At 73.8% G+C, this 18,215-nt stretch carries 17 protein-coding genes; 9 read left to right on the top strand and 8 right to left on the bottom strand.

Annotated features, from left to right (window positions below):
- Nucleotides 1–73: 73 nt before the first annotated feature.
- On the bottom strand, nucleotides 74–784 hold the full coding sequence (locus ACZ52R_RS16475; protein WP_465664697.1) for a TetR/AcrR family transcriptional regulator: 711 nt from the start codon (nucleotides 782–784) through the stop codon (nucleotides 74–76).
- 120 nt (nucleotides 785–904) lie between these two features.
- Between ACZ52R_RS16475 and ACZ52R_RS16470 the strand changes: the two genes are divergently transcribed.
- Complete coding sequence (locus ACZ52R_RS16470; RefSeq protein ID WP_465664698.1) at nucleotides 905–2,113, top strand: FAD-dependent monooxygenase; 1,209 nt, start codon at nucleotides 905–907, stop codon at nucleotides 2,111–2,113.
- A gap of 13 nt (nucleotides 2,114–2,126) precedes the next feature.
- Here the strand turns inward: ACZ52R_RS16470 and ACZ52R_RS16465 are convergent, their stop codons facing one another.
- A complete protein-coding gene (locus tag ACZ52R_RS16465; RefSeq protein WP_465664699.1) occupies nucleotides 2,127–3,953 on the bottom strand; it encodes a hypothetical protein in 1,827 nt (608 codons plus the stop codon).
- Nucleotides 3,954–4,320: 367 nt separating this feature from the next.
- Here ACZ52R_RS16465 and ACZ52R_RS16460 point away from each other — a divergent pair, with 367 nt between their 5' ends.
- Both ACZ52R_RS16460 and ACZ52R_RS16455 read left to right on the top strand, forming a co-directional pair.
- Nucleotides 4,321–4,947 (top strand): CBS domain-containing protein, encoded by a 627-nt coding sequence (locus ACZ52R_RS16460; RefSeq protein ID WP_465618241.1) that lies wholly within the window; start codon nucleotides 4,321–4,323, stop codon nucleotides 4,945–4,947.
- Nucleotides 4,948–5,122: 175 nt separating this feature from the next.
- The gene (locus tag ACZ52R_RS16455; protein WP_465618243.1) at nucleotides 5,123–5,773 is read left to right on the top strand and encodes a LamG domain-containing protein; all 651 of its coding nucleotides are present in this window, start codon (nucleotides 5,123–5,125) and stop codon (nucleotides 5,771–5,773) included.
- Between the two features lie 72 nt (nucleotides 5,774–5,845).
- Here ACZ52R_RS16455 and ACZ52R_RS16450 read toward each other — a convergent pair whose 3' ends face one another.
- On the bottom strand, nucleotides 5,846–6,235 hold the full coding sequence (locus tag ACZ52R_RS16450) for a hypothetical protein (RefSeq protein WP_465618245.1): 390 nt from the start codon (nucleotides 6,233–6,235) through the stop codon (nucleotides 5,846–5,848).
- A 152-nt stretch (nucleotides 6,236–6,387) separates the two neighbouring features.
- On the opposite strand from ACZ52R_RS16450, the gene ACZ52R_RS16445 reads away from it, so the two are divergent.
- A complete protein-coding gene (locus tag ACZ52R_RS16445) occupies nucleotides 6,388–6,720 on the top strand; it encodes an SHOCT domain-containing protein (RefSeq protein ID WP_360504495.1) in 333 nt (110 codons plus the stop codon).
- Nucleotides 6,721–6,856: 136 nt separating this feature from the next.
- On the opposite strand, the gene ACZ52R_RS16440 is transcribed toward ACZ52R_RS16445, so the two are convergent.
- Complete coding sequence (locus ACZ52R_RS16440; protein WP_360504493.1) at nucleotides 6,857–7,267, bottom strand: organic hydroperoxide resistance protein; 411 nt, start codon at nucleotides 7,265–7,267, stop codon at nucleotides 6,857–6,859.
- A 162-nt stretch (nucleotides 7,268–7,429) separates the two neighbouring features.
- On the opposite strand from ACZ52R_RS16440, the gene ACZ52R_RS16435 reads away from it, so the two are divergent.
- The 3 genes from ACZ52R_RS16435 (at nucleotide 7,430) to ACZ52R_RS16425 (ending at nucleotide 9,666) form a co-directional block, all read left to right on the top strand.
- Entirely contained in the window at nucleotides 7,430–7,903 is a 474-nt protein-coding gene (locus ACZ52R_RS16435; protein WP_360504491.1) for a MarR family winged helix-turn-helix transcriptional regulator, read from the top strand.
- A gap of 354 nt (nucleotides 7,904–8,257) precedes the next feature.
- Nucleotides 8,258–8,830, top strand: a complete 573-nt coding sequence (locus tag ACZ52R_RS16430) for an RNA polymerase sigma factor (protein ID WP_360504489.1) — start codon at nucleotides 8,258–8,260, stop codon at nucleotides 8,828–8,830.
- 407 nt (nucleotides 8,831–9,237) lie between these two features.
- Entirely contained in the window at nucleotides 9,238–9,666 is a 429-nt protein-coding gene (locus ACZ52R_RS16425) for a hypothetical protein (protein WP_465618249.1), read from the top strand.
- A gap of 60 nt (nucleotides 9,667–9,726) precedes the next feature.
- Here the strand turns inward: ACZ52R_RS16425 and ACZ52R_RS16420 are convergent, their stop codons facing one another.
- The 3 genes from ACZ52R_RS16420 to ACZ52R_RS16410 all read right to left on the bottom strand — a co-directional run bounded on the left by ACZ52R_RS16420 (nucleotide 9,727) and on the right by ACZ52R_RS16410 (nucleotide 13,094).
- On the bottom strand, nucleotides 9,727–10,386 hold the full coding sequence (locus ACZ52R_RS16420) for a GAP family protein (RefSeq protein WP_465664700.1): 660 nt from the start codon (nucleotides 10,384–10,386) through the stop codon (nucleotides 9,727–9,729).
- A 265-nt stretch (nucleotides 10,387–10,651) separates the two neighbouring features.
- Complete coding sequence (argG, locus tag ACZ52R_RS16415) at nucleotides 10,652–12,064, bottom strand: argininosuccinate synthase (protein ID WP_360504483.1); 1,413 nt, start codon at nucleotides 12,062–12,064, stop codon at nucleotides 10,652–10,654.
- A gap of 370 nt (nucleotides 12,065–12,434) precedes the next feature.
- Complete coding sequence (locus ACZ52R_RS16410; protein ID WP_465753641.1) at nucleotides 12,435–13,094, bottom strand: rhomboid-like protein; 660 nt, start codon at nucleotides 13,092–13,094, stop codon at nucleotides 12,435–12,437.
- Nucleotides 13,095–13,389: 295 nt separating this feature from the next.
- Between ACZ52R_RS16410 and ACZ52R_RS16405 the strand changes: the two genes are divergently transcribed.
- Both ACZ52R_RS16405 and ACZ52R_RS16400 read left to right on the top strand, forming a co-directional pair.
- Nucleotides 13,390–14,100, top strand: a complete 711-nt coding sequence (locus ACZ52R_RS16405) for a rhomboid-like protein (protein WP_465618257.1) — start codon at nucleotides 13,390–13,392, stop codon at nucleotides 14,098–14,100.
- A gap of 271 nt (nucleotides 14,101–14,371) precedes the next feature.
- Complete coding sequence (locus ACZ52R_RS16400) at nucleotides 14,372–17,083, top strand: ligand-binding sensor domain-containing protein (RefSeq protein WP_465753640.1); 2,712 nt, start codon at nucleotides 14,372–14,374, stop codon at nucleotides 17,081–17,083.
- 71 nt (nucleotides 17,084–17,154) lie between these two features.
- Here the strand turns inward: ACZ52R_RS16400 and ACZ52R_RS16395 are convergent, their stop codons facing one another.
- On the bottom strand, nucleotides 17,155–18,030 hold the full coding sequence (locus tag ACZ52R_RS16395; protein WP_465753662.1) for an NAD(P)/FAD-dependent oxidoreductase: 876 nt from the start codon (nucleotides 18,028–18,030) through the stop codon (nucleotides 17,155–17,157).
- Nucleotides 18,031–18,215: the final 185 nt, after the last annotated feature.

The following is an 18,215-nucleotide window of genomic DNA, read 5'->3' as shown; positions in this document are numbered from 1 at the left end:
GGGCGGTGGTCCGAGGGGTTTTCCGGGTGCGCGGCTGAGCCGGATTCTCGCGGTCAGGCCTGCCGGGTGTGGCTCAGGTCTGCCGGGTGCGGCGCTCGATCAGGGCGGCCAGGCCGTCGAGGATGCGTTCCAGGCCGAAGTCGAGCGCCTGGTCGCGCCCGCCCGGGTCGGCCATGGCGGCCGCGACGGCGGGGTAGCGGTCGGCGTGCCGGCGCACCACGGTGTCGAGGACGCTGAGGAGTTCGGCCTCGGGGGAGCCGGCGGGTCCGGCGGCGCGGGACTGCTCGGCGATCCCGCGCACGTGCCCGGCGAGCAGGACGGCGGCGTCCATCCGCTCGGGGCCGGTCAGCCCGTGGCCGTCGAGTGCGGCCACCACCCGCTCCAGCCACGTGAGTTCCTTCGGGCCGACCACCCGGGGGCCGACGGTGGCGTCCAGCAGCCACGGGTGCCGGGCGAAGGTGGCGGCCAAGTGGACTGCCCAGGCGGAGAGTTGCTCCCGCCAGTCGGCGCCGTCCGCGGGCCGTGGGGGCTCGTCGACGGCCGACTCGACCATCAGGGCGATCAGTTCGGCCTTGCCGGGGACGTAGCGGTAGAGCGACATCTTGGTGAAGTCGAGCAGCCCGGCCACCCTCTGCATCGACACCGCGCCCAGGCCCTCCGCGTCGGCGACCTCGACGCCGGCCGCGGCGATCCGCTCCAGGGTGAGGGCCGGCTTCGGCCCCCGGGTCGGCTTGGCCGGCGGCTCCCAGAGCAGCCGCACCGTGTCGTTCGCCGCCTCGCTCATCGTCCGCTCCCGTCGTGCTGCCTTGGGGGTTGCCCTCCATTCCAACTGTGTCTACCGTACACAGCAGCAAACAGTGTCCGCCGGACGCAGTTTTCCGAATCCTCGGACGGAGTGGTCCCCATGAGCACCAAGATCCTGATCTCGGGCGCGAGCATCGCCGGCCCCGCGCTGGCCCACTGGCTGGGCCGGTACGGCTTCGAGGTGACCGTGGTCGAGCTGGCCCCCGCACTGCGCGACGGCGGCCAGGACGTCGACTTCCGCGGCCGCACCCACCTGACCGTGCTGGAACGGATGGGCGTGCTGGACGAGCTGCGCCCACTCGCCACCGGTGGCAGCCCGATGACCTTCCTGGCCGCCGACGGCAGCCGACTGCTGCACCTGCCCGCCGAGTTCGCGGGCGGCGACCTGGAAATACCGCGCGGGGAACTCGCCCAGCTGCTGTACCGGCACAGCAGCGCCCGCGCCGAGTACCTCTTCGGCGACTCGATCACCGCGCTGGAGGAGACGCCGAGCGGAGTCCGGGTCGCCTTCCGGCACGGTGCGCCGCGCGAGTTCGACCTGGTGATCGGCGCCGACGGGCTGCACTCCAACGTCCGTCGGCTCGCCTTCGGCCCGGAGGAGCGCTACGTCCGCCACCTCGGCTACTACGCGGCCACCTGGCAGCTGCCGAACGGCCTCGGACTGCCGGTCGGAACGGTGGGACTGAACGTCCCCGGCCGGCTGATGGCCGTCGGCGCCGCCCACCGGGACCCGAACCGGGCGGGCGCCTTCTGCCTGTTCGCCTCGCCTGAGCTGCGCTACGACCGCCACGACCAGGCGCAGCAGAAAACCCTGGTCCGGGCCGCCTTCGCGGATCTCGGCTGGCGGGTGCCACAGCTGCTGGAAAGCCTGGACGCCGCCCCCGAGCTGTACTTCGACTCCATCAGCCGGGCCGACACGCCCACCTGGTCGAGCGGCCGGATCGCCCTGATCGGCGACGCCGCCTGCGGCGCGACCATCGGTGGCATGGGCACCGGGACGGCGGTGGTGGCCGCGTACGTCCTGGCGGGCGAGCTGGCCCGGGCGCGCGGTGACCACCGCGCCGCCTTCGAGCGGTACGAGACGCTGCTGCGCGGCTACGCGCAGGGCTGCCAGAAGGGCGGCGACCGCACCGGGCCGTTCCTGGCGCCGCGCACGGCGACCGGGCTGCGGTTCCGCAACGCGGTACTGAACCGGCGGTGGGCGCTGGAGAAGATGCTGGAGCTGGGGAAGAAGGTCAGTAGCGTCGAACTTCCGGACTACGAGGCGGAGTTGTCAGGTGCAGCAGGTGCCGCGGGTGCGGCAGGCTGAGCGGCGCGGGGGTTCAGTGCAGCGGGCCGATGCGGGTGCCGTTGTCGAGGAGCGCCTCCACCTGGACGGCCGCGCGGGCAGGGCGCTCGACGGCGAGGGTGTGGTCCGCGGCGGGCCGGTCGGCGGACCAGTCCGGGCCCTTGACCGAGAGTCGGGTGACGCGGCGGCTGCCCGCCGCGAGCAGGTACTCCGTGCCCTGCGGGGAGCGCCACCAGGCCCAGGCCACCGTGTCCTGCTCGAAGCGGCTGCACGCCCGGCCCGGGCCGCCGCCGGTGCGCTGCGGTCCGCGGGCCGCCGGCAGGACGACGGCGGTGGCCGCGCTGCCCTCGCCGTTCCAGCGGTCGGCGCGCAGGCAGACCCAGGCGGCCGAGCCCGCGTTCTGCGGCAGCGGCTGGACGGCGAAGGCCCACAGGTCGAGCTGCTTGACGCCCGGTTTGCCGTCCGGGACGGCGCAGCCGGCCCGGGCCCAGGCCTGCAGCGCGTCCTGGGCGGTCGCCTCGTGGGGTTCGCGGGTCGGCTGGGAGCGGTCGGACTGGGCGGGCTGGGGGCGGTCCGGCGGCGCGGCGTAGGTGAGGTGCGCGGGGACGAGGCCGCCCAGGTCGGCCAGCAGGAAGGCGTGCTTGGCGACCACGGGGGAGGAGTGCAACTGGAGCAGGGTGGCGCCCTGGCAGTCGGCGGGACCGCCGCCGGCGGCCGGGGTGGTGATGCCGTCGGGGTGCTCCAACGGGCGGGCAGGGGCGTCGGGTTGGTCGATCCGACGGGTCTCGGCGGCGTCCACCCAGGGCGCCAGCAGATACCGGACGGCGGTGCCCTGGCGGCGCAGTGCCACCGCGCCCGCCGTGGTCAGGTCCGCGTCGTCGGCGCGGGCGAGGTCCAGACCGCCGTCGCGGCCGTCGGTGTAGCGGGCGATCCGCCGGCCGTCGTACAGCACCACCACGCCGGTGCCGTCCACCGTCCCGGCGAACAGCAGCTGCGGTGCTTCGGGGGGCGGCGCGGCGGTGGTGCCCGGCTCGGTGCGGGTCCGCGGTCCGGGCTGCGCCCAGGCGGCCAGGGCGTGGCCGAGCAGCGCGCCGTCCTCGCGGCGGTCGCCCCGGGCGGGCCAGGCGGAGAAGTCCACCCGTGCGGTGTGCTGCCACGCGTCGGGCGCCACCCGGACCAGCCGGGCCGGATCGGCGGCGCCCGGGGCGGGCCCGGACGCCGGTCCGGTGGGCGTCGCGGGGCCGGATCCGCCCAGGACGGCGGCCGTGGTGGTGAGCCCCAGCACGCCGACCGCCAACGCCGCGGTCAGCGTCCGGCGGCGGCGCAGCAGGTCGGTGGGCTGCACTCGGACCGCGCACGGGTCGAAGGCGGGTGGCTGCGGGTCCGGGCCGGACGGGACGGCGGCGGCCGCGGTCACCGCCTCGTCCGGCTGTGCCACCCCCGCCTGCCGCAGCACCTCCGCGGCCTCGTCCGCGTCCAGCTCCTCGACCGTCCGCAGGGCGAACGCGGCCCGGGCCGGGGCGTCGAGCGCGGCGAGCGCGCGGTCGAGTTCCGCGTCCTCCTCGCCGCCGTGCGGGGTGAACAGCCGCAGCCCCCAGACCCGGGGCGCGAACAGGCGGGCGGCCGGGTGCGGGCGGAGCGCGGCGCGCAGGACCCGCAGGCGCAGCGCGGCGTACACCGGGTCCGCTTCGGCGGTGCCCGATTCGTCACGGCGGGTCCAGCGGAAGGGCAGGGCGCGCTGGACGGCGGCGTGCGCGGCGAGCACCCGGGTGTGCCGGTCCCGGTCGGCCGGCAGAGCGAGGTACGCCAGCCGGACCAGCCTGCTGTAGTGGCGCACCAGCGCGGCCTCCGCCCGGGCCACGGGACGCGCCGCGACCCCTCGGGCCGGCGCTGCCGCGCCCACCGTCCGTCCTGGCAAAGGGGCCTCCCGGGAGCCGTGGTGCTGTCGTGGTGGACGGTCCAACGAGTCGATCATGTGATGGTTGCGCCGTCCGGGGATCCCGGCGGGCGATCGGAAGCGATCGAGGGGTGCGCGGAGCTCCGGTCGGGGCCGTGTACCAGGAGCGGGCCGGGGCCCAAGGTCCCACCCGTTCGGCCCCTTGGCCCCTGGCGATCCGCGCGGCCGCGCGCCATGCTGCCGGTAACCGGCCGGGACGATCCGCGCCCGGTCGGACCAGCACTGTTGGACGAGGTGAACCGGCGTGCGGCATGCCACTGTCGAATCCGTGATGACCAGCCCCGTGGTCCTGGTCTCCCCCGAGACCGGGTTCCGGGAGATCGTGACGCTGCTGAGCGAGTACGACATCACCGGGGTGCCGGTGACGGACCCGGAGGGGCGGCCGCTCGGCGTGGTCTCGGAGGCCGACCTGCTGCGCACCCTGGCCGCGCAGGAGGACCCGGGCAGCCTGCTGCCGGCGCCCGAGTCGGTGCAAGCGGGCCCGGGCGGCGAGGTCACCGCCGCCGACCTGATGACGACCCAACCGGTCTGCACCACCCCCGGCACCAGCGTGGTCGCGGCGGCCCGCATGATGAGCCGGCACGGACTGAAGCGGCTGCCGGTGCTGGACGAGGAGGGGCGGGTCATCGCCATGGTCAGCCGCGGGGACCTGCTGCGGGTGTTCCTGCGCGAGGACATGGTGATCCGGCGGGAGATCGTCGAGGAGGTACTCGGCCGGATCGACGGGGTCAGCCCGGCGGAGATCGGGGTGGAGGTCAACCAGGGCCGGGTGGTGCTCAGCGGCACCGTGCCCGAACCGCACCTGGTGCCGATCGTGCTCAACCTGTGCCGCTCGGTGGACGGCGTGGTCTCGGTGACCGACCGGCTCGGTGCCGGGGGCGCGGCGACGGTCGGCTGATCCGGCTTCCGGCTACCGGCTTCCGGCCCTCGGTTCCGGCCTGTCGGCTCCGTCGGCTGTGGGTGCCGGCTCGGACCCGGGCGGTCCACTTCGCATACAGCGGAGCGTATCGGGTAACTCACCCTGTGTGCCCGGCTGATGACTGCCGGGACATCGGTGCACCGGGGAGGCGGCCGTGACAGTCGTGTTCGACGCGGACTTCACTTCGACCAGGCAGTGGATCACCGGGCGCAGCAGCGCCTATCCCCGGATGGGGCCGACCAATCGGAGCGACCACAAGCTCGACTACCTCGTCCGCGGGTACTGCCCCGGCGGACTGTTCACCGCCACCCGGCGGCACAGCGGCGGGCTGTGGAGCTGCAACCTGCTGACCACCGAGGGCAGTCCGGACGGTTTCCAGGTCCGCACCGGGGACGTGCTGTCCGCGCGTGTGACGCTGCCCGTCGAATTGGGCGCGTGGCCGGCGATCTGGACCTGGCGGGACGGCGGCAACGAGGTGGACGTCTTCGAGTACCACCCCGACAACCCGGACCTGCTGGAGATCTCCAACCACGTCCGGGGCGGTTTCCGGTACTGGCACGGCGGCGGTGTCGGGATCGGCCCCGGGGCGACCTTCGGCCTGCGGGTGGTGCTCGGCGCACACTCGGTGGACTGGTACGTCGAGGACGAGCTGGTCTACGCGGACCTGCACGGGGTGGGGTCCAACTGGCACGCCTACCTGATCGTCAACCTGTCCGTGGCGGACGGGACGTACCACGACCGGCCGCCGATCGACGGGCCGGACCGGCTCAGCTGGGTCTGCCACAGCTTGCAGGTCGAGCGCTGAGACGGACGGACCCTTCGGCCTGTGGTTCGCGGCGTGTGCGGCTTGCTGTTCACGGCGCGTACGGCTTGCTGTTCACGGCGCGAAGGCGGCGGTGATCGGGCCGTGCGGGCCGAAGCGGTGGAACCAGACCGCGCGGCGGTTCCGGCCGATGTGGGCGGGGTCGGTCACGTACAGGTCGTCGCGCGGGGCGTGCTCGTTGCCCGGGGCGAGGGCCGCGTCCACGGCCTGGTCCGCGAGTTCGCGCAGCAGGGCGGTGGCGGTGGCCTCGGCGGCGGACGGCGCGATGGCGAGGGCGGCGAGTTCGGCCCAGAGCGCGGTGGCGACGTAGGTGATCGGGGAGTGGCCGAGCCTCGGGTGGGGGCTGGGGTCGGTGTGGCGCCGCAGCACGCCGGCGGCGACGAGCTGCTCGGGGGAGCGGCCGTCGTCGGGTGGATGGCGGGTCGTGGGCGGGTGCCGGTTCACGAGCGGCACGCTACCCCCGTGGGTGCGTGCCAGGGCGCCGGAACGTTTTTTCAGGCTTTCTTCACGGCACTTTCACCGGTGCCGGGCGCACGATGGTGGTAAGGCGCTGATCACCTCGGCGGGCCCCGACGGGGCCGGAGGAGGAGGTCCTGATGAGGCACTGGCATGGGTTCGGGCACGGCCACGGCATGGGTGGCTGGGGCGTCGGGATGATGGTGATCGGGACGTTGCTGGTCCTGGCGTTGATCGTGGTCCTCGCCGTCGCCCTGTTCCGGTACGTCTCGCGCTCGCGGCAGCCGATCCCGCCCGGTCCGGCGGCACCGGGCCCCGGCGGTCATGGGCCGGGCGGCTCGCGCGGCTGGGCGTCGGGGCCGACCCCGGAGCAGATGCTCGCGGAGCGGTTCGCGCGGGGCGAGATCGACGCGGAGGAGTACCGGCACAGACTGGAGACGCTGCGCTCGGCGAACGGGCCGGGAGGAGGCTGAGCCGGCGCGTGTCGGTGTGGGCGGCATCGCGCAGGGCGCAGGGGCGGGCCCGCCGCACGTGCTGTGCGGCGGGCCCGGTGTGCCTGCGAAGGCTTCCGCGCGGTATCGCGACCGGCGGACCCGCGCAGTTGCCCGACTACTCGACGACCAGCTCGACCGGGATGTTGCCCCGGGTGGCGCGGGAGTACGGGCAGACCTCGTGCGCCTGCTTGACCAGCAGCTCGCCGGTCTCGCCCGCGAGGGAGTCGGGCAGCTCGACGCGCAGCACGACGGCGAGGCCGAAGCCGGCGCCGTCCTTGCCGATGGACACCTCGGCGGTCACCGAGACCTCGCTGGTGTCCACCCGGGACTGCCGGCCGACCAGGCCGAGGGCGCTCGCGAAGCAGGCGGCGTAGCCGGCCGCGAACAGCTGCTCGGGGTTGGTGCCCTCGCCGTTGCCGCCGAGCGCCGCCGGCATCGCCAGCGGGAGGTCCAGTCGGCCGTCGGAGCTGACGGCGCGGCCCTCCCGGCCGTTGGCGGTGGCGGCGGCGGTGTAGAGCGCGTCCATGGTCGGTCCCCTTCGTGGTGCTTCACGTTGCTCGGATGGGTGGGCCCGGGGGCGTCGCCGTTGTTCTGGCGGCCTGTCCGGTGCCCTGCCGTGAGATAAGTAGAGCACGCAATTCAATTGCGCACAACTCAATGGCGCGAGTGTGATCGGTACCATGGACCCATGACCACGCTTCCCGGCATGGCGGACGAGGAACTGCTCCGCCTCGACCAGCAGATCTGCTTCTCGCTCAACGCGGCCTCGCGGGCCTTCGGCGGCACCTACCGGGTGCTGCTCCGGGACCTCGGGCTGACCTACCCGCAGTACCTGGTCATGCTGGTGCTCTGGGAGGACGGCGAGCTGCCCGTCAAGCGGATCGGCGAGCGCCTGCGGCTCGACTCCGGCACGCTCTCCCCGCTGCTCAAGCGGCTGGAGGCAGCCGGACTGGTGCGCCGCGAGCGCAGCCCGCAGGACGAGCGGTCGGTCACCGTCGCGCTCACGCCCGAGGGGTCGGCGCTGCGCGAGCGGGCCGGGCAGGTCCCGCGCCGTCTGCTCACCGCGACCGGGCTGCCGGTCGAGGATCTGGCGGCGCTGCGGGGGCTGCTGGAGCGGGTGACCGCCGCGCTGGACTCGGCGGCGGTGGAGCCGGCGCCGTAGGGCCGGGCAGCGCGCGAGGCTGCCGACGGGGGTGGCGACGCGAGGGTGGTGACGCGGGGTGGCGTTGTCGGGTGGCGTCGGGGGTCGGTGTCGCCGCATCGGCGCCATGGGGCTTGTCAAGCCGACGCCCCGCCCGATGTGATCTGGGTCACATAGCCGGTGTTCCGGCGGGGCTGAAGGGCCCGAATCGGCAGGTCAGTCGTGCTGTTCAAAAGTGAACGGAAACGTTCACCAATTGTCCGCCCGATCCGGTCGACATCCCGCGCCTCCCGGACGGTTACACCACGAGCCCCCAAGGGGCCGTCGGCGTGCCACCCGGTGGGCCGGCCAGCTGACCCACGAGAGGGGGCGTGCATGAACAGTCCCGGGCCGGGCGAGGAGCGGGGCCTTCGGGCGGACCCGCTCGGCGACCTGCCGAACGACTTCGAGGCCTTCTTCACCCGCGAGAACTCGGGCTACCTCCGCTACGCCCAGCAGCGCCTGCGGCACCGCGAGGACGCCCAGGACGCGGTCCAGAACGCCGGCGCCACGCTCTACAAGAACTGGCGCCGGGCCCTGGCCAGCGCCGATCCACAGGCCTTCGCCTTCAAGGTCGTGAAGGACGCGGTGGTGGACGTCATGCGCGACCGCCGACGCACCGAACGCAAACGACTGCGGGTGATCGCCCAGCGCAGCCCCGACAACAGCCAGGACGAGCTGGACGAACTCGCCGAACTGGACGCCCTCGACTGGGCGATGGACGAGCTCGCGCGGGCCGCGCCGGTCCAGGCCGATGTGGTCCGACTGCGCCAGGCAGGCCTGTCGTACCCCGACATCGGCCGGTCGCTCGGCATCGCGCACACCACCGCCCGCACCTACTACAGCCTGGGGCGGCGCCACCTGGAGTACCTGCTGGAGCACCCGGACGACGACGAGGCGGAGACGTGAGGGTCGGGGACCTGCTGCGTGCGCACTCCGCCGAGCTGGAGCGGGAGTTCGACGACCACGACCCGGTGGCCTTCACCCGGCGGCTGGCCGAGCGGCTCGCCGCCGCCCGTCGGCCCGCCCCCGCCGTGCGCGAACGCCCCGCCCGTCCGCCGGCCGGCGCCCGACCGCCGCACGCTCCGGCGTCGGGGTCGAGCCCGGGGGTGGGGCTGGGCCCGGGAGCAGGCCCGGGACCTGGTTCGGGACCGGGTCCCGGGCCGGGTTGGGGACCGGCTTGGAGTCCTGGTTCGGGTTCGGGCGGGGCGCCGGGTGCAGGCGCGGGCACGGGGGCGGGACAGTCCCCGTGGGCCGGGCGCCGGGCCGAACTCCGCCGGGACCTGCGGCACCTGTGCGCGGGCGTGGCGGGTGCCGTGAAGCCCGCGGAACTGGCCCTGGACCTCGAACTCGCCGAGAAGACCGCCTTCCGCACCCTCGGCTGCCTGCTGTACGGGATGGGCCGCGCGCCGGACGGCGTCTTCTGGTGGCGGATCGCCGCCCAGTACGGGGACCAGCTGGCCGTGCACTGCCTGGCCGTGCACTACACCGCCGAGGGCGAGCGGCGGGACGCGGCGCGCTGGGCGGCCCAGGCCCAGGACCTCAGCGCCCCGGGCCGGCTGCCGGAACTGGCGCCGGACGTGCGGCCGGGCGGTCCGGCCGAGCTGGCGCGGGTCCTGGCGGAGCGCTACGACGGGGAGATCCTGCTGACGCTGCGGGAGGCGGTGGCGGCGCACCCGAGGACGGACCCCGCAAGGCTGGGCGTCCGGGCGGTACGGGGGCGGGGGGTGGTGCGGATCCGGTGAGGGGCGCGGGCCGACCGGCGCGCGGCCGTGGACCGCGTGCCCTCGGAGACGGGGTCTGGCTCACGTGAGCCCGGAGACCGCGTCGCCCAGGTACTCGGCTCCGAGCACGGCCGGGACCGTGGTCAGGACGGCGGCCTGGTGGGTGGCCGTCCAGGCCCGCCACTCGCCGAGGGTCCGGGCTCCGTCCCGCGGGTGGACCGCGAGCGGCAGGAGCGTGCAGAGCGAGCCGATCGACACCAGCAGTGCCGCGGCCACGGCCTCGGCGCCGGTGCCGGTCGCGGTGGCGGCGATCGAGGCGGCGCCGCCGACGGCCGGGAGCAGGGTCCTCGGGCTGCGCGCGACGAGTGCGAGGGCGAGGCCGGCGGACCTGGCGGGCGAGAAGCGGTCGATCCCCTGCAGCCAGGCGGGCGGCGCCGTGACGTGGCCCGCGCGAGGCCGGTCGTGCCACTGCCGCGCGGCCGACAGCAGGAGCAGCGCGCCGAGGGCGAGCTTCAGCCAGGACGACCAGGTAGGGGTGGTCTGAACCCGGTTCAGCGCGCTGCCGACCGCCAGGGTGACGGCGACCGGCACGGCGAGGCCGAGCACCCAGCCGGCCGTGAAGGCGAGGCCCTTCGTCCGGCCGCGCGGGGTGACCAGGATGAGGATCACGGTGATCAGCGGCAGCGGGCTGAGCGCGACCGCCACCGCCGAGGCCAGCATCGAACCGACCGCTTCACCCATTGCGGGTCCTGCCTTCCCGTCGCCGGGCGCACGTTCGCCATTCAGCTACGGCGGTGCCCGGCGTGCACGGCCGGTGCGGCCGTCGGAGTGAACGGCGGAGGCCGCCGCACCGGTGTGGTGCGGCGGCCTCCGTGGTCGCACCGGATCCGTCGGTCGGTGCGATGCGATGCGTTGTCGCTGTGCGATCTTCGGTCGGTGCCGGGCCCGTCAGTCGGTGCGATGCGATGCGTTGTCGCTGTGCGATCTTCGGTCGGTGCCGGGCCCGTCAGTCGGTGCCGGACTCGATCGCCGCGTGGTCGAGCGCGGTGGACTCCTCCGCGTCGCCGGTGCCCGCGGCGATGGGGGCGGCCCCGCCCGGGGCGAGCTCGCCGATCAGGCCGCTCCACGGCGCCAGCTGGCCGTGGACCGCGTACTGCTCCAGCTTGCTGCGCGAGTCGGCGATGTCGAGGTTGCGCATGGTCAGCTGGCCGATGCGGTCGTCCGGGACGAACGCGGCGTCGACGCTGCGCTCCATGGACAGCTTCTCGGGGTGGTAGCTGAAGTTGGAGCCCTGGGTGTCGATGACCGAGTAGTCCTGGCCCCGCCGCAGCCGCAGCGTGACGCTGCCGGTGACCGGGTGGCCGATCCAGCGCTGCATGCTGTCCCGGAGCATCAGCGCCTGAGGGTCGAACCACCGGCCCTCGTAGAGCAGCCGGCCGAGGCGGCGGCCCTGGGTGTGGTAGGTGGCGAGGGTGTCCTCGTTGTGGATGGCGTTGAGCAGCCGCTCGTAGGCGATGTGCAGCAGCGCCATGCCGGGGGCCTCGTAGATGCCGCGGCTCTTGGCCTCGATGATCCGGTTCTCGATCTGGTCCGACATTCCGAGGCCGTGGCGCCCGCCGATGCTGTTGGCCTCGTGGACCAGGTCGACGGCGTTGGCGAACTCCTGGCCGTTGATCCGCACCGGGCGGCCGAACTCGAACTCGACGGTGATGTCCTCGGTCCGGATCTCGACCGCCGGGTCCCAGAAGGCCACGCCCATGATCGGGCTGACGATCTCCATCGAGGCGTCCAGGTACTCCAGCCGCTTGGCCTCGTGGGTGGCGCCCCAGATGTTGGCGTCCGTGGAGTAGGCCTTCTCGGCGGAGTCCCGGTACGGCAGGTCACGCTCGGCGAGCCACTCGGACATCTCCTTGCGGCCGCCGAGCTGGTCGACGAACGCCTGGTCCAGCCACGGCTTGTAGATCCGCAGGTTGGGGTTGGCGAGCAGGCCGTAGCGGTAGAACCGCTCGATGTCGTTGCCCTTGTAGGTGGAGCCGTCGCCCCAGATGGAGACTTCGTCCTCCTGCATGGCGCGGACCAGCAGGGTGCCGGTCACCGCGCGGCCGAGCGGGGTGGTGTTGAAGTACGTCTGCCCGGCGGAGCGGATGTGGAAGGCGCCGCAGGCGAGGGCGGCCAGGCCCTCCTCGACCAGCGCGGCCCGGCAGTCGACCAGCCGGGCCTGCTCGGCGCCGTACGCGCGGCCCCGGGCGGGGACGTCGGCGAGGTTCGGCTCGTCGTACTGGCCGATGTCGGCCGTGTAGGCGTAGGGGAACGCACCGTGCTCGCGCATCCACGCGACGGCGACGGAGGTGTCCAACCCGCCGGAGAATGCGATGCCGATCCGTTCACCGACCGGCAGCTTGCTCAAGACCTTCGACATGGATGCACCCTTAGACCCGCGCGAGCGGGACCCTGATTCAGCGATATGTGACGGGATTCGGCGTATTCGATCCGATGCCCGAACTGTGGCATAGATTTGCAGAGCAACGCAAGAGCATACGATCGAGTCGATGCGGGTGACTGCTTGCGGAGCCGCCCTCCGTCGACCGCCGGTCCGCTCAACTCGCCTGCGCTGCGGCGTGGTTGATGGTTCGCTGGACGGCCGTCGGCCCGGTGCCGGGTGCGGTGGGCAAGATCCGGGCGGAGCACGGAAGAACGGCGGAAGAACGGTGGGAGACGGCGGGAAGACCGTGGGAACCGCGACGGGCCGGACTCCCGGGGGAGTCCGGCCCGTCCCCGCTGGTGCGGCGTCAGCGCGGTACGGGCGCCGCCCGGGCGCGCAGCCAGGCCGTCCGGGAGGCGAGTACGCCGAGGCCCAGCGCGACCAGGTGCCCGGCGTCGGCCAGTTGCTGGTCCAGCGCCCAGGCGGTGGCCAGGGCCAGGGCCAGCGCCGGAAGACCGTAGCGGCGCAGCGGGACCGGACCCAGGGCGAGCAGACAGGCGCCGGTGGCGACCAGCCCGTAGCTGATGCCCACGTCCCGGGCCCGGGAGAGCGCGCCGGGGATGTGGGCGGTCAGCATCACCCACATGGCCCCCTCGGTGAGCAGAGTGGCACCCAGGTGCCCGAAGGCGAAGACGGCGGCGGCCCGGGCCGGGCCCCAACGCCACTCGGCCAGGCCCAGCACCACGGCGACCGCCGCGATGCCCGCCCAGGCCGGTACGCCGTCCACCACCAGGCCGCTGGTGAACATCGTCCACCATTTACCGACTTCCATGTGGTGCACATTGCTGCTGTTGTGCCGGACGAACCTGGCCCGCTCGGCGTGGCCCTGGCCGGCGAGCCAGGAAGCGGTGACGGTCAGCAGCAGGACGTACGCCGTGGTGAGCCGCAGCCGGGCGGCCGCTCTCAGCGCGGGCTGCCGGGAGGCCTCGGTGTCGGTCGGTGCCCTCGTTGCGAGGCGATCGCTCATCGTGCCTGGCGCCCTTGTCTGCTGTTCCCGGTACCGGCACGCCCGGTGCGTGGCCGAGGAGGTCGTGGCCGGGAGGGTCAGAGCGCCAGCGTACGTCAGTGGAGCGTGGCCGCCGGATGCCGCCCTCGGGCGGTTGGCGGGTGGCGCCGCCGGGAGGCAGGGGCCGGATCACCCGTACGGGCCGCCACGGCGGCGGGTGGCGGCGGGCCGGGGCGAGGGTGGGGGAAGTGGTGAGGGGGAGCGGTGAGGGGAGGGCGAGGGAGTGTCGAGGGGAGGAGTGTCGAGGAGGCAGTCGATGGCCGGCAGCACCGCCAGGAACTCCGAGGCGCACCGGCGGCCCTGGTGGGCGCGAGCCGCCCGCGCGGTGTGGGCCTACGTCCGGCGCGCCCCGGGCACCTACGTCTGGCTGGCGATCCTGCTCGTCACCACGCAGGTGATCCGGCACGTCGATCCGTTGACCGCCGACCGCATCCTGGAGCGGCGCTCGACCAACCTGCACCACCTGCAGACCTCGCCGGTCCGCGTCCTGGTGACCAGCGCCCTGTGGATCGCGGGCGGCGGGTGGCTGTCCTACTTCCTGCTCTACAACCTCTTCCACGTGCCCGCCGAGCGGTGGCTCGGCACGCTGCGCTGGATCTCGGTGGCGATGCTCGCGCACGTCGGCGCGACCTACCTCAGCGAGGGCGTGCTCGGCTGGGCGATCCACCGCGGGCTCGCCTCGCCGAAGGCCGTCTACACCCTCGACTACGGCGTGAGCTACGCGCTCGCCGGCGTGGTCGCGGTGCTCACCTACCTGATCGTGCGGCCCTGGCGGTACCTGTACGCGGCCGGGGTGCTGGTCGTCTACGGCCTGGGCGTCCAGCAGAGCCGGGACTACACCAGCGTCGGCCACCTCAGCGCGGCACTGATCGGATTCGCCTGCTACCCGCTGACCCGGGACCGCCCCGGCTCCTTCGACCCGGTCGCCTCGGTGCGCGCGGCCCGGCGGCGAGTGCGCGGGCGGTGACCGGGCGGGCGGTGACGGGGCGGGCGGTGATCGGACGATATCAGCCGACGCGCTCGCGGTGGGGCGTCCCGCCGCCCAGGGTCCCGCCGCCCGGGAGGTCCGTCCGGTGTGCCCTCCGTATTCGGTGAATGCCAACTGTTCCAATCGGTAAGGAACTTACCGCCTTCTTACCGTACGGCCCTTCCCCTGGCCGGATCGGACCAGCAGGCTGTCCCCCTGTTTCCGCCGAGTCGCGCGACCGCGCGACCGGCCGCAGGGGAGGACCACAACCGTGCCCACCAGGCAACGACGACGGCTGCTGCTGAGCGCCGTCACGCTCACCGCGCTCGGACTGACCACCACCCAGGCGCTCGCCGCGCCGCCCGCACCCCGGGAGCCGCAACCGTGGCAGGTCCGGCACCAGGCGGACATCGGGAAGGCGCACGCCCAGAAGGTGCGGAGCGCCACCGGCGCCACGACCGCGGCCCCGAGCCTCAGCCCGCGGGCCGAGACCGAGGCCGGGGACGGCGGTGACGAGGCGGAGAACTCCGCCGAGGGCACCGCGCAGTACACCGAGGCCCGCACCGCCCCCGGCGTGGTCGCGCCGGGGGCCTACGGCGCGGCCTGGGCCCAACTGCAGTCCATGCCGCACACCGGCGGCAGCTGGGACCACGTCACGGACAAGCCGTACAACTCCGACGACCCGCGCTACCGCGACGTCAACTCCAACTCCAGCGGCGGATCCGGTCTGGTGACGGGCCGGACCACCGGCCTCGCGGCCGACAAGGACGGCTACGTCTACGCGGGCGGTGCCAACGGCGGCGTGTTCCGCTCCCGCACCGGCGGCGGCAACTGGGAGCCGATCGCCGACAAGCTGCCCACGCTGTCCACCGGCACGCTGAACCTCGACGACGGCGGCCGGCTCTGGTACGCCACCGGCGAGTCCAACACCGGCGCGACCTCGTACGTCGGCACCGGCGTGTACGTGCTCGCCGACCCCAAGCACGGTGAGTTCCAGCCGGGCAACCGGGTCGGCGGCGCCGAGCTGGAGTCGACCATCATCCACGCGCTGCGCTTCGCCGGCGGCAAGGTGTGGGCGGCCACCAGCCGGGGGGTCTGGAGCCACTCGACCACCACGCTGTCGGGCCCGTGGACGCTCGAGTTCGCGCCCAACCCGGAGTACCTGCCGGGTGGTTCGAAGGCCGGGGACCCGGCCGCGCCGTACAAGAACATCGCCAACGACATCGCGATCGACCCCAAGGACCCGAACAAGGTGGTCCTCGCGGTGGGCTGGCGCGGCGGCGACACCTACAACGGCTTCTACAGCAAGGCCGCGGACGGCACCTGGCAGCGCGTCGGCTCGCTCGGCGACCTGCCGACGGACGCGGCGAACGTCGGCAACGTGACCTTCGCGCGCTCGGCGGACGGCTCGCGCTACTACGCGATCGACCAGTCCCCGGCGGTCATGGCCAGCGACCCGGACACCGGCCTCAAGGGCATCTACGTCTCCAAGTCCGGCTCCCCGTCCGGTCCGTGGACGCTGGTCGCGGACAAGGACAAGCTGAAGGGCTCCGGCTCCGCGCTGCAGGACGACGGCTACCAGCCGGGCATCCAGGCCTGGTACAACCAGTTCCTCCAGGTCGACCCGGCCAACCCGGACCACGTCTACGCGGGTCTCGAGGAGGTCTTCGAGACCACCGACGGCGGCGCCAAGTGGGCCACCGTCGGGCCGTACTGGAACAACGGCTTCCCGTGCTGGAGCATCGACCCGGCCAAGCAGACCGGCGACTGCTCGCCGACCACCCACTCCGACCAGCACGCCGTCGCCTTCGGCAGCTACCAGGGCAAGGTCAACGTCTACGTCGGCAACGACGGCGGCATCTACCGCCGCCCGGCCAACGGGCAGTTGGACGCGTACGGCCACGCCAAGGACTGGACGCCGCTCAACGACGGCACCATCGACACCCTGCAGTACTACTCGGTCGGCGTCGGCAAGGACCCGGCGGACCGCTCGGGCCGGGGTGTGATCGTCAGCGGCGGCCTCCAGGACAACGGTCAGTCGATCCTGCGCGCCCACGACAAGGTGATGGGCTCCAACTTCGGCGGCGACGGCGCCGACACCCTCGTCGACCCGGCCAACGGCTGCAACATCGCCGAGGAGTACGTCTACCTCGACATGTGGGTCACCCAGAACTGCGCCGTCAACGACGGCAGCTGGACGAAGGACCCGAGCAAGGCCACCTCCTACGAGGTCGCCCCGCCGGACAAGAACACCAGCGCCGCACGCTTCATCGCGCCGATCACCAGCGACCCGAAGGACGGCAACACCTGGATCGCCGGCGGCCGGCACGTCTGGGTACAGCACAAGGGCTACGCGATCCGCAGCGGCAACGAGTGGACCTCGGCCTACGACCTCGGTACCGGCCACGTCGCCACCGCGGTCGCGACGGTCGACGGCACGGTGTACGCGGGCTGGTGCGGCCCGTGCAACAACGTCGGCTTCAGCCGCGGCATCGCGGTGGGCAAGACCGACGGCACCGGCTGGCACCAGCTCGACCTGCCGGTCGACGCAACCCTGCCGAACCGCTACATCTCCTCCTTCGCCGTGGACGAGAAGGACGCCCAGCACGTCCTCGTCGCCTTCAACGGCTTCTCGCGCACCTGGACCGAGGGCCCCGGCGCGGGCGTCGGCCACCTCTTCGAGACCCACGACGGCGGCACCACCTGGACCGACATCTCGGCCAACCTGCCCGACGTCCCGGCCACCTCGGTGAAGATCCTGCCGAACGGCGGTGTGGCCCTCGGCTCCGACCTCGCCGCCTTCTACCGCGCGCCGGGCACCACCGACTGGCGGGTCCTCGGCCGCAACCTGCCCACCACCGCGGTGCAGCAGCTCAAGATCGGCCCGGACGGCAAGCTCTATGCCGCCACCTTCGGCCGCGGCATCTGGTCCTTCGACCTGCGTCACCTCGGCCACGGCCGCTACGACGAGACGGACGACTGATCGGCTGACGGCCGGCCGGTGACCGGCTGATGCCGGTCGACGTCCGGTCGACCCGCCGGTGCCCGGCCCGCTCACCGCGAGCGGGCCGGGCACCGGCGTCGGGGGTCGAACCAGTGAGGGCAACATCCTCTGCGTGGCCGAGCGGCCCACCACCCAGCAGGCCGGCAAGGCCGTGCCACGATCTCTCCGGCGAGTTCCTGGGCGAGCAGGGGCGAGGCGTGCAGGCCGTCCCGGTGGGTGCCGGTCGCCACCCACAGGCCGGGGCGGCTGGTGGACCCGAGCCGTGGGTGGCCGTCCAGGCCGATCGGCCGGTTGCCGTGGTACAGGCGCTGCAGCCGGGCGGTGGCCAGGCCGTGGTGGAGCTGGCCGAGGGCGGCGTCGAGCAGGAAGCGCACCCCGCCCAGGTGCGGGGTGTCGCCGGGGACGAGCGCCGGGGCGGCGCCGGCCCCGAGGTACCAGCTGCCGTCGGCCTGGGGCACGGCGTGCAGCCCGCACGCGTACGCCCGGTTCGGGGTGCGGAGCACGGCGGGGAGCGGGGCCGGGGCGGTGACGCTGATGGCGGTGCCTTCCGCGGTGGCGACCGGCATGAGGGCCAGGTCCGGGTCCAGTGCCTCGATCAGCGGACCGGTCCATGCTCCCGCAGCCAGCACGACGTTGGGCGCGCTGACGTGCCCGTGGTGCGTCCGCAGGAGGTAGCCGGCGCCACTCGACCGCAGCGGGGCGGCGGGGACGCGGGTCACGTTCGGCAGCGAGTCGAGCGCGGCGTCCAGGGACTCAAGCCAACCGCGGGCGTCCAGGAACGCCTCGTCGGGCAGGTGGAGAGCGCGCAGCGGCCGCTCGTTGTCCAGCGACTGCACAGCCGGCACCTCGGAGGGCTCGACTTCCTCGACCGGCACGCCGTACTGGCGGCCCGCGCGGACGATCGCCGCGAACGACCGCTCGTCCAGCGGCGAACCGACCGCGTTCAGCAGGACGAACGTGCCGGTCGCGTAGCCGTCGCCGACCGGACGTGCCTCGGCGCTGCCGGCCGGTGCGGGCGGAGGACGCGCGGGGCCTCGCCACTTCCGATGGCGAAGTGGCGAGGCTCAGGAACCGTACGCTCCGACCAGCGGTCGGCTCTCACGGCTCGCGG

The sequence above is a fragment of the Kitasatospora sp. NPDC034023 genome, assembly GCF_055575795.1.
This window is presented reverse-complemented; position numbering and strand designations above follow the sequence as displayed.

Bases quoted from the DNA above. Each gene is read 5' to 3' on its own strand.
- ACZ52R_RS16475 (WP_465664697.1), bottom strand. From the start codon at position 784: ATGAGCGAGGCGGCGAACGACACGGTGCGGCTGCTCTGGGAGCCGCCG.
- argG (WP_360504483.1), bottom strand. From the start codon at position 12,064: ATGTCGAAGGTCTTGAGCAAGCTGCCGGTCGGTGAACGGATCGGCATC.
- ACZ52R_RS16460 (WP_465618241.1), top strand. From the start codon at position 4,321: ATGACCAGCCCCGTGGTCCTGGTCTCCCCCGAGACCGGGTTCCGGGAG.
- ACZ52R_RS16435 (WP_360504491.1), top strand. From the start codon at position 7,430: ATGACCACGCTTCCCGGCATGGCGGACGAGGAACTGCTCCGCCTCGAC.
- ACZ52R_RS16470 (WP_465664698.1), top strand. From the start codon at position 905: ATGAGCACCAAGATCCTGATCTCGGGCGCGAGCATCGCCGGCCCCGCG.
- ACZ52R_RS16410 (WP_465753641.1), bottom strand. From the start codon at position 13,094: ATGAGCGATCGCCTCGCAACGAGGGCACCGACCGACACCGAGGCCTCC.
- ACZ52R_RS16440 (WP_360504493.1), bottom strand. From the start codon at position 7,267: ATGGACGCGCTCTACACCGCCGCCGCCACCGCCAACGGCCGGGAGGGC.
- ACZ52R_RS16405 (WP_465618257.1), top strand. From the start codon at position 13,390: ATGGCCGGCAGCACCGCCAGGAACTCCGAGGCGCACCGGCGGCCCTGG.
- ACZ52R_RS16445 (WP_360504495.1), top strand. From the start codon at position 6,388: ATGAGGCACTGGCATGGGTTCGGGCACGGCCACGGCATGGGTGGCTGG.
- ACZ52R_RS16430 (WP_360504489.1), top strand. From the start codon at position 8,258: ATGAACAGTCCCGGGCCGGGCGAGGAGCGGGGCCTTCGGGCGGACCCG.
- ACZ52R_RS16420 (WP_465664700.1), bottom strand. From the start codon at position 10,386: ATGGGTGAAGCGGTCGGTTCGATGCTGGCCTCGGCGGTGGCGGTCGCG.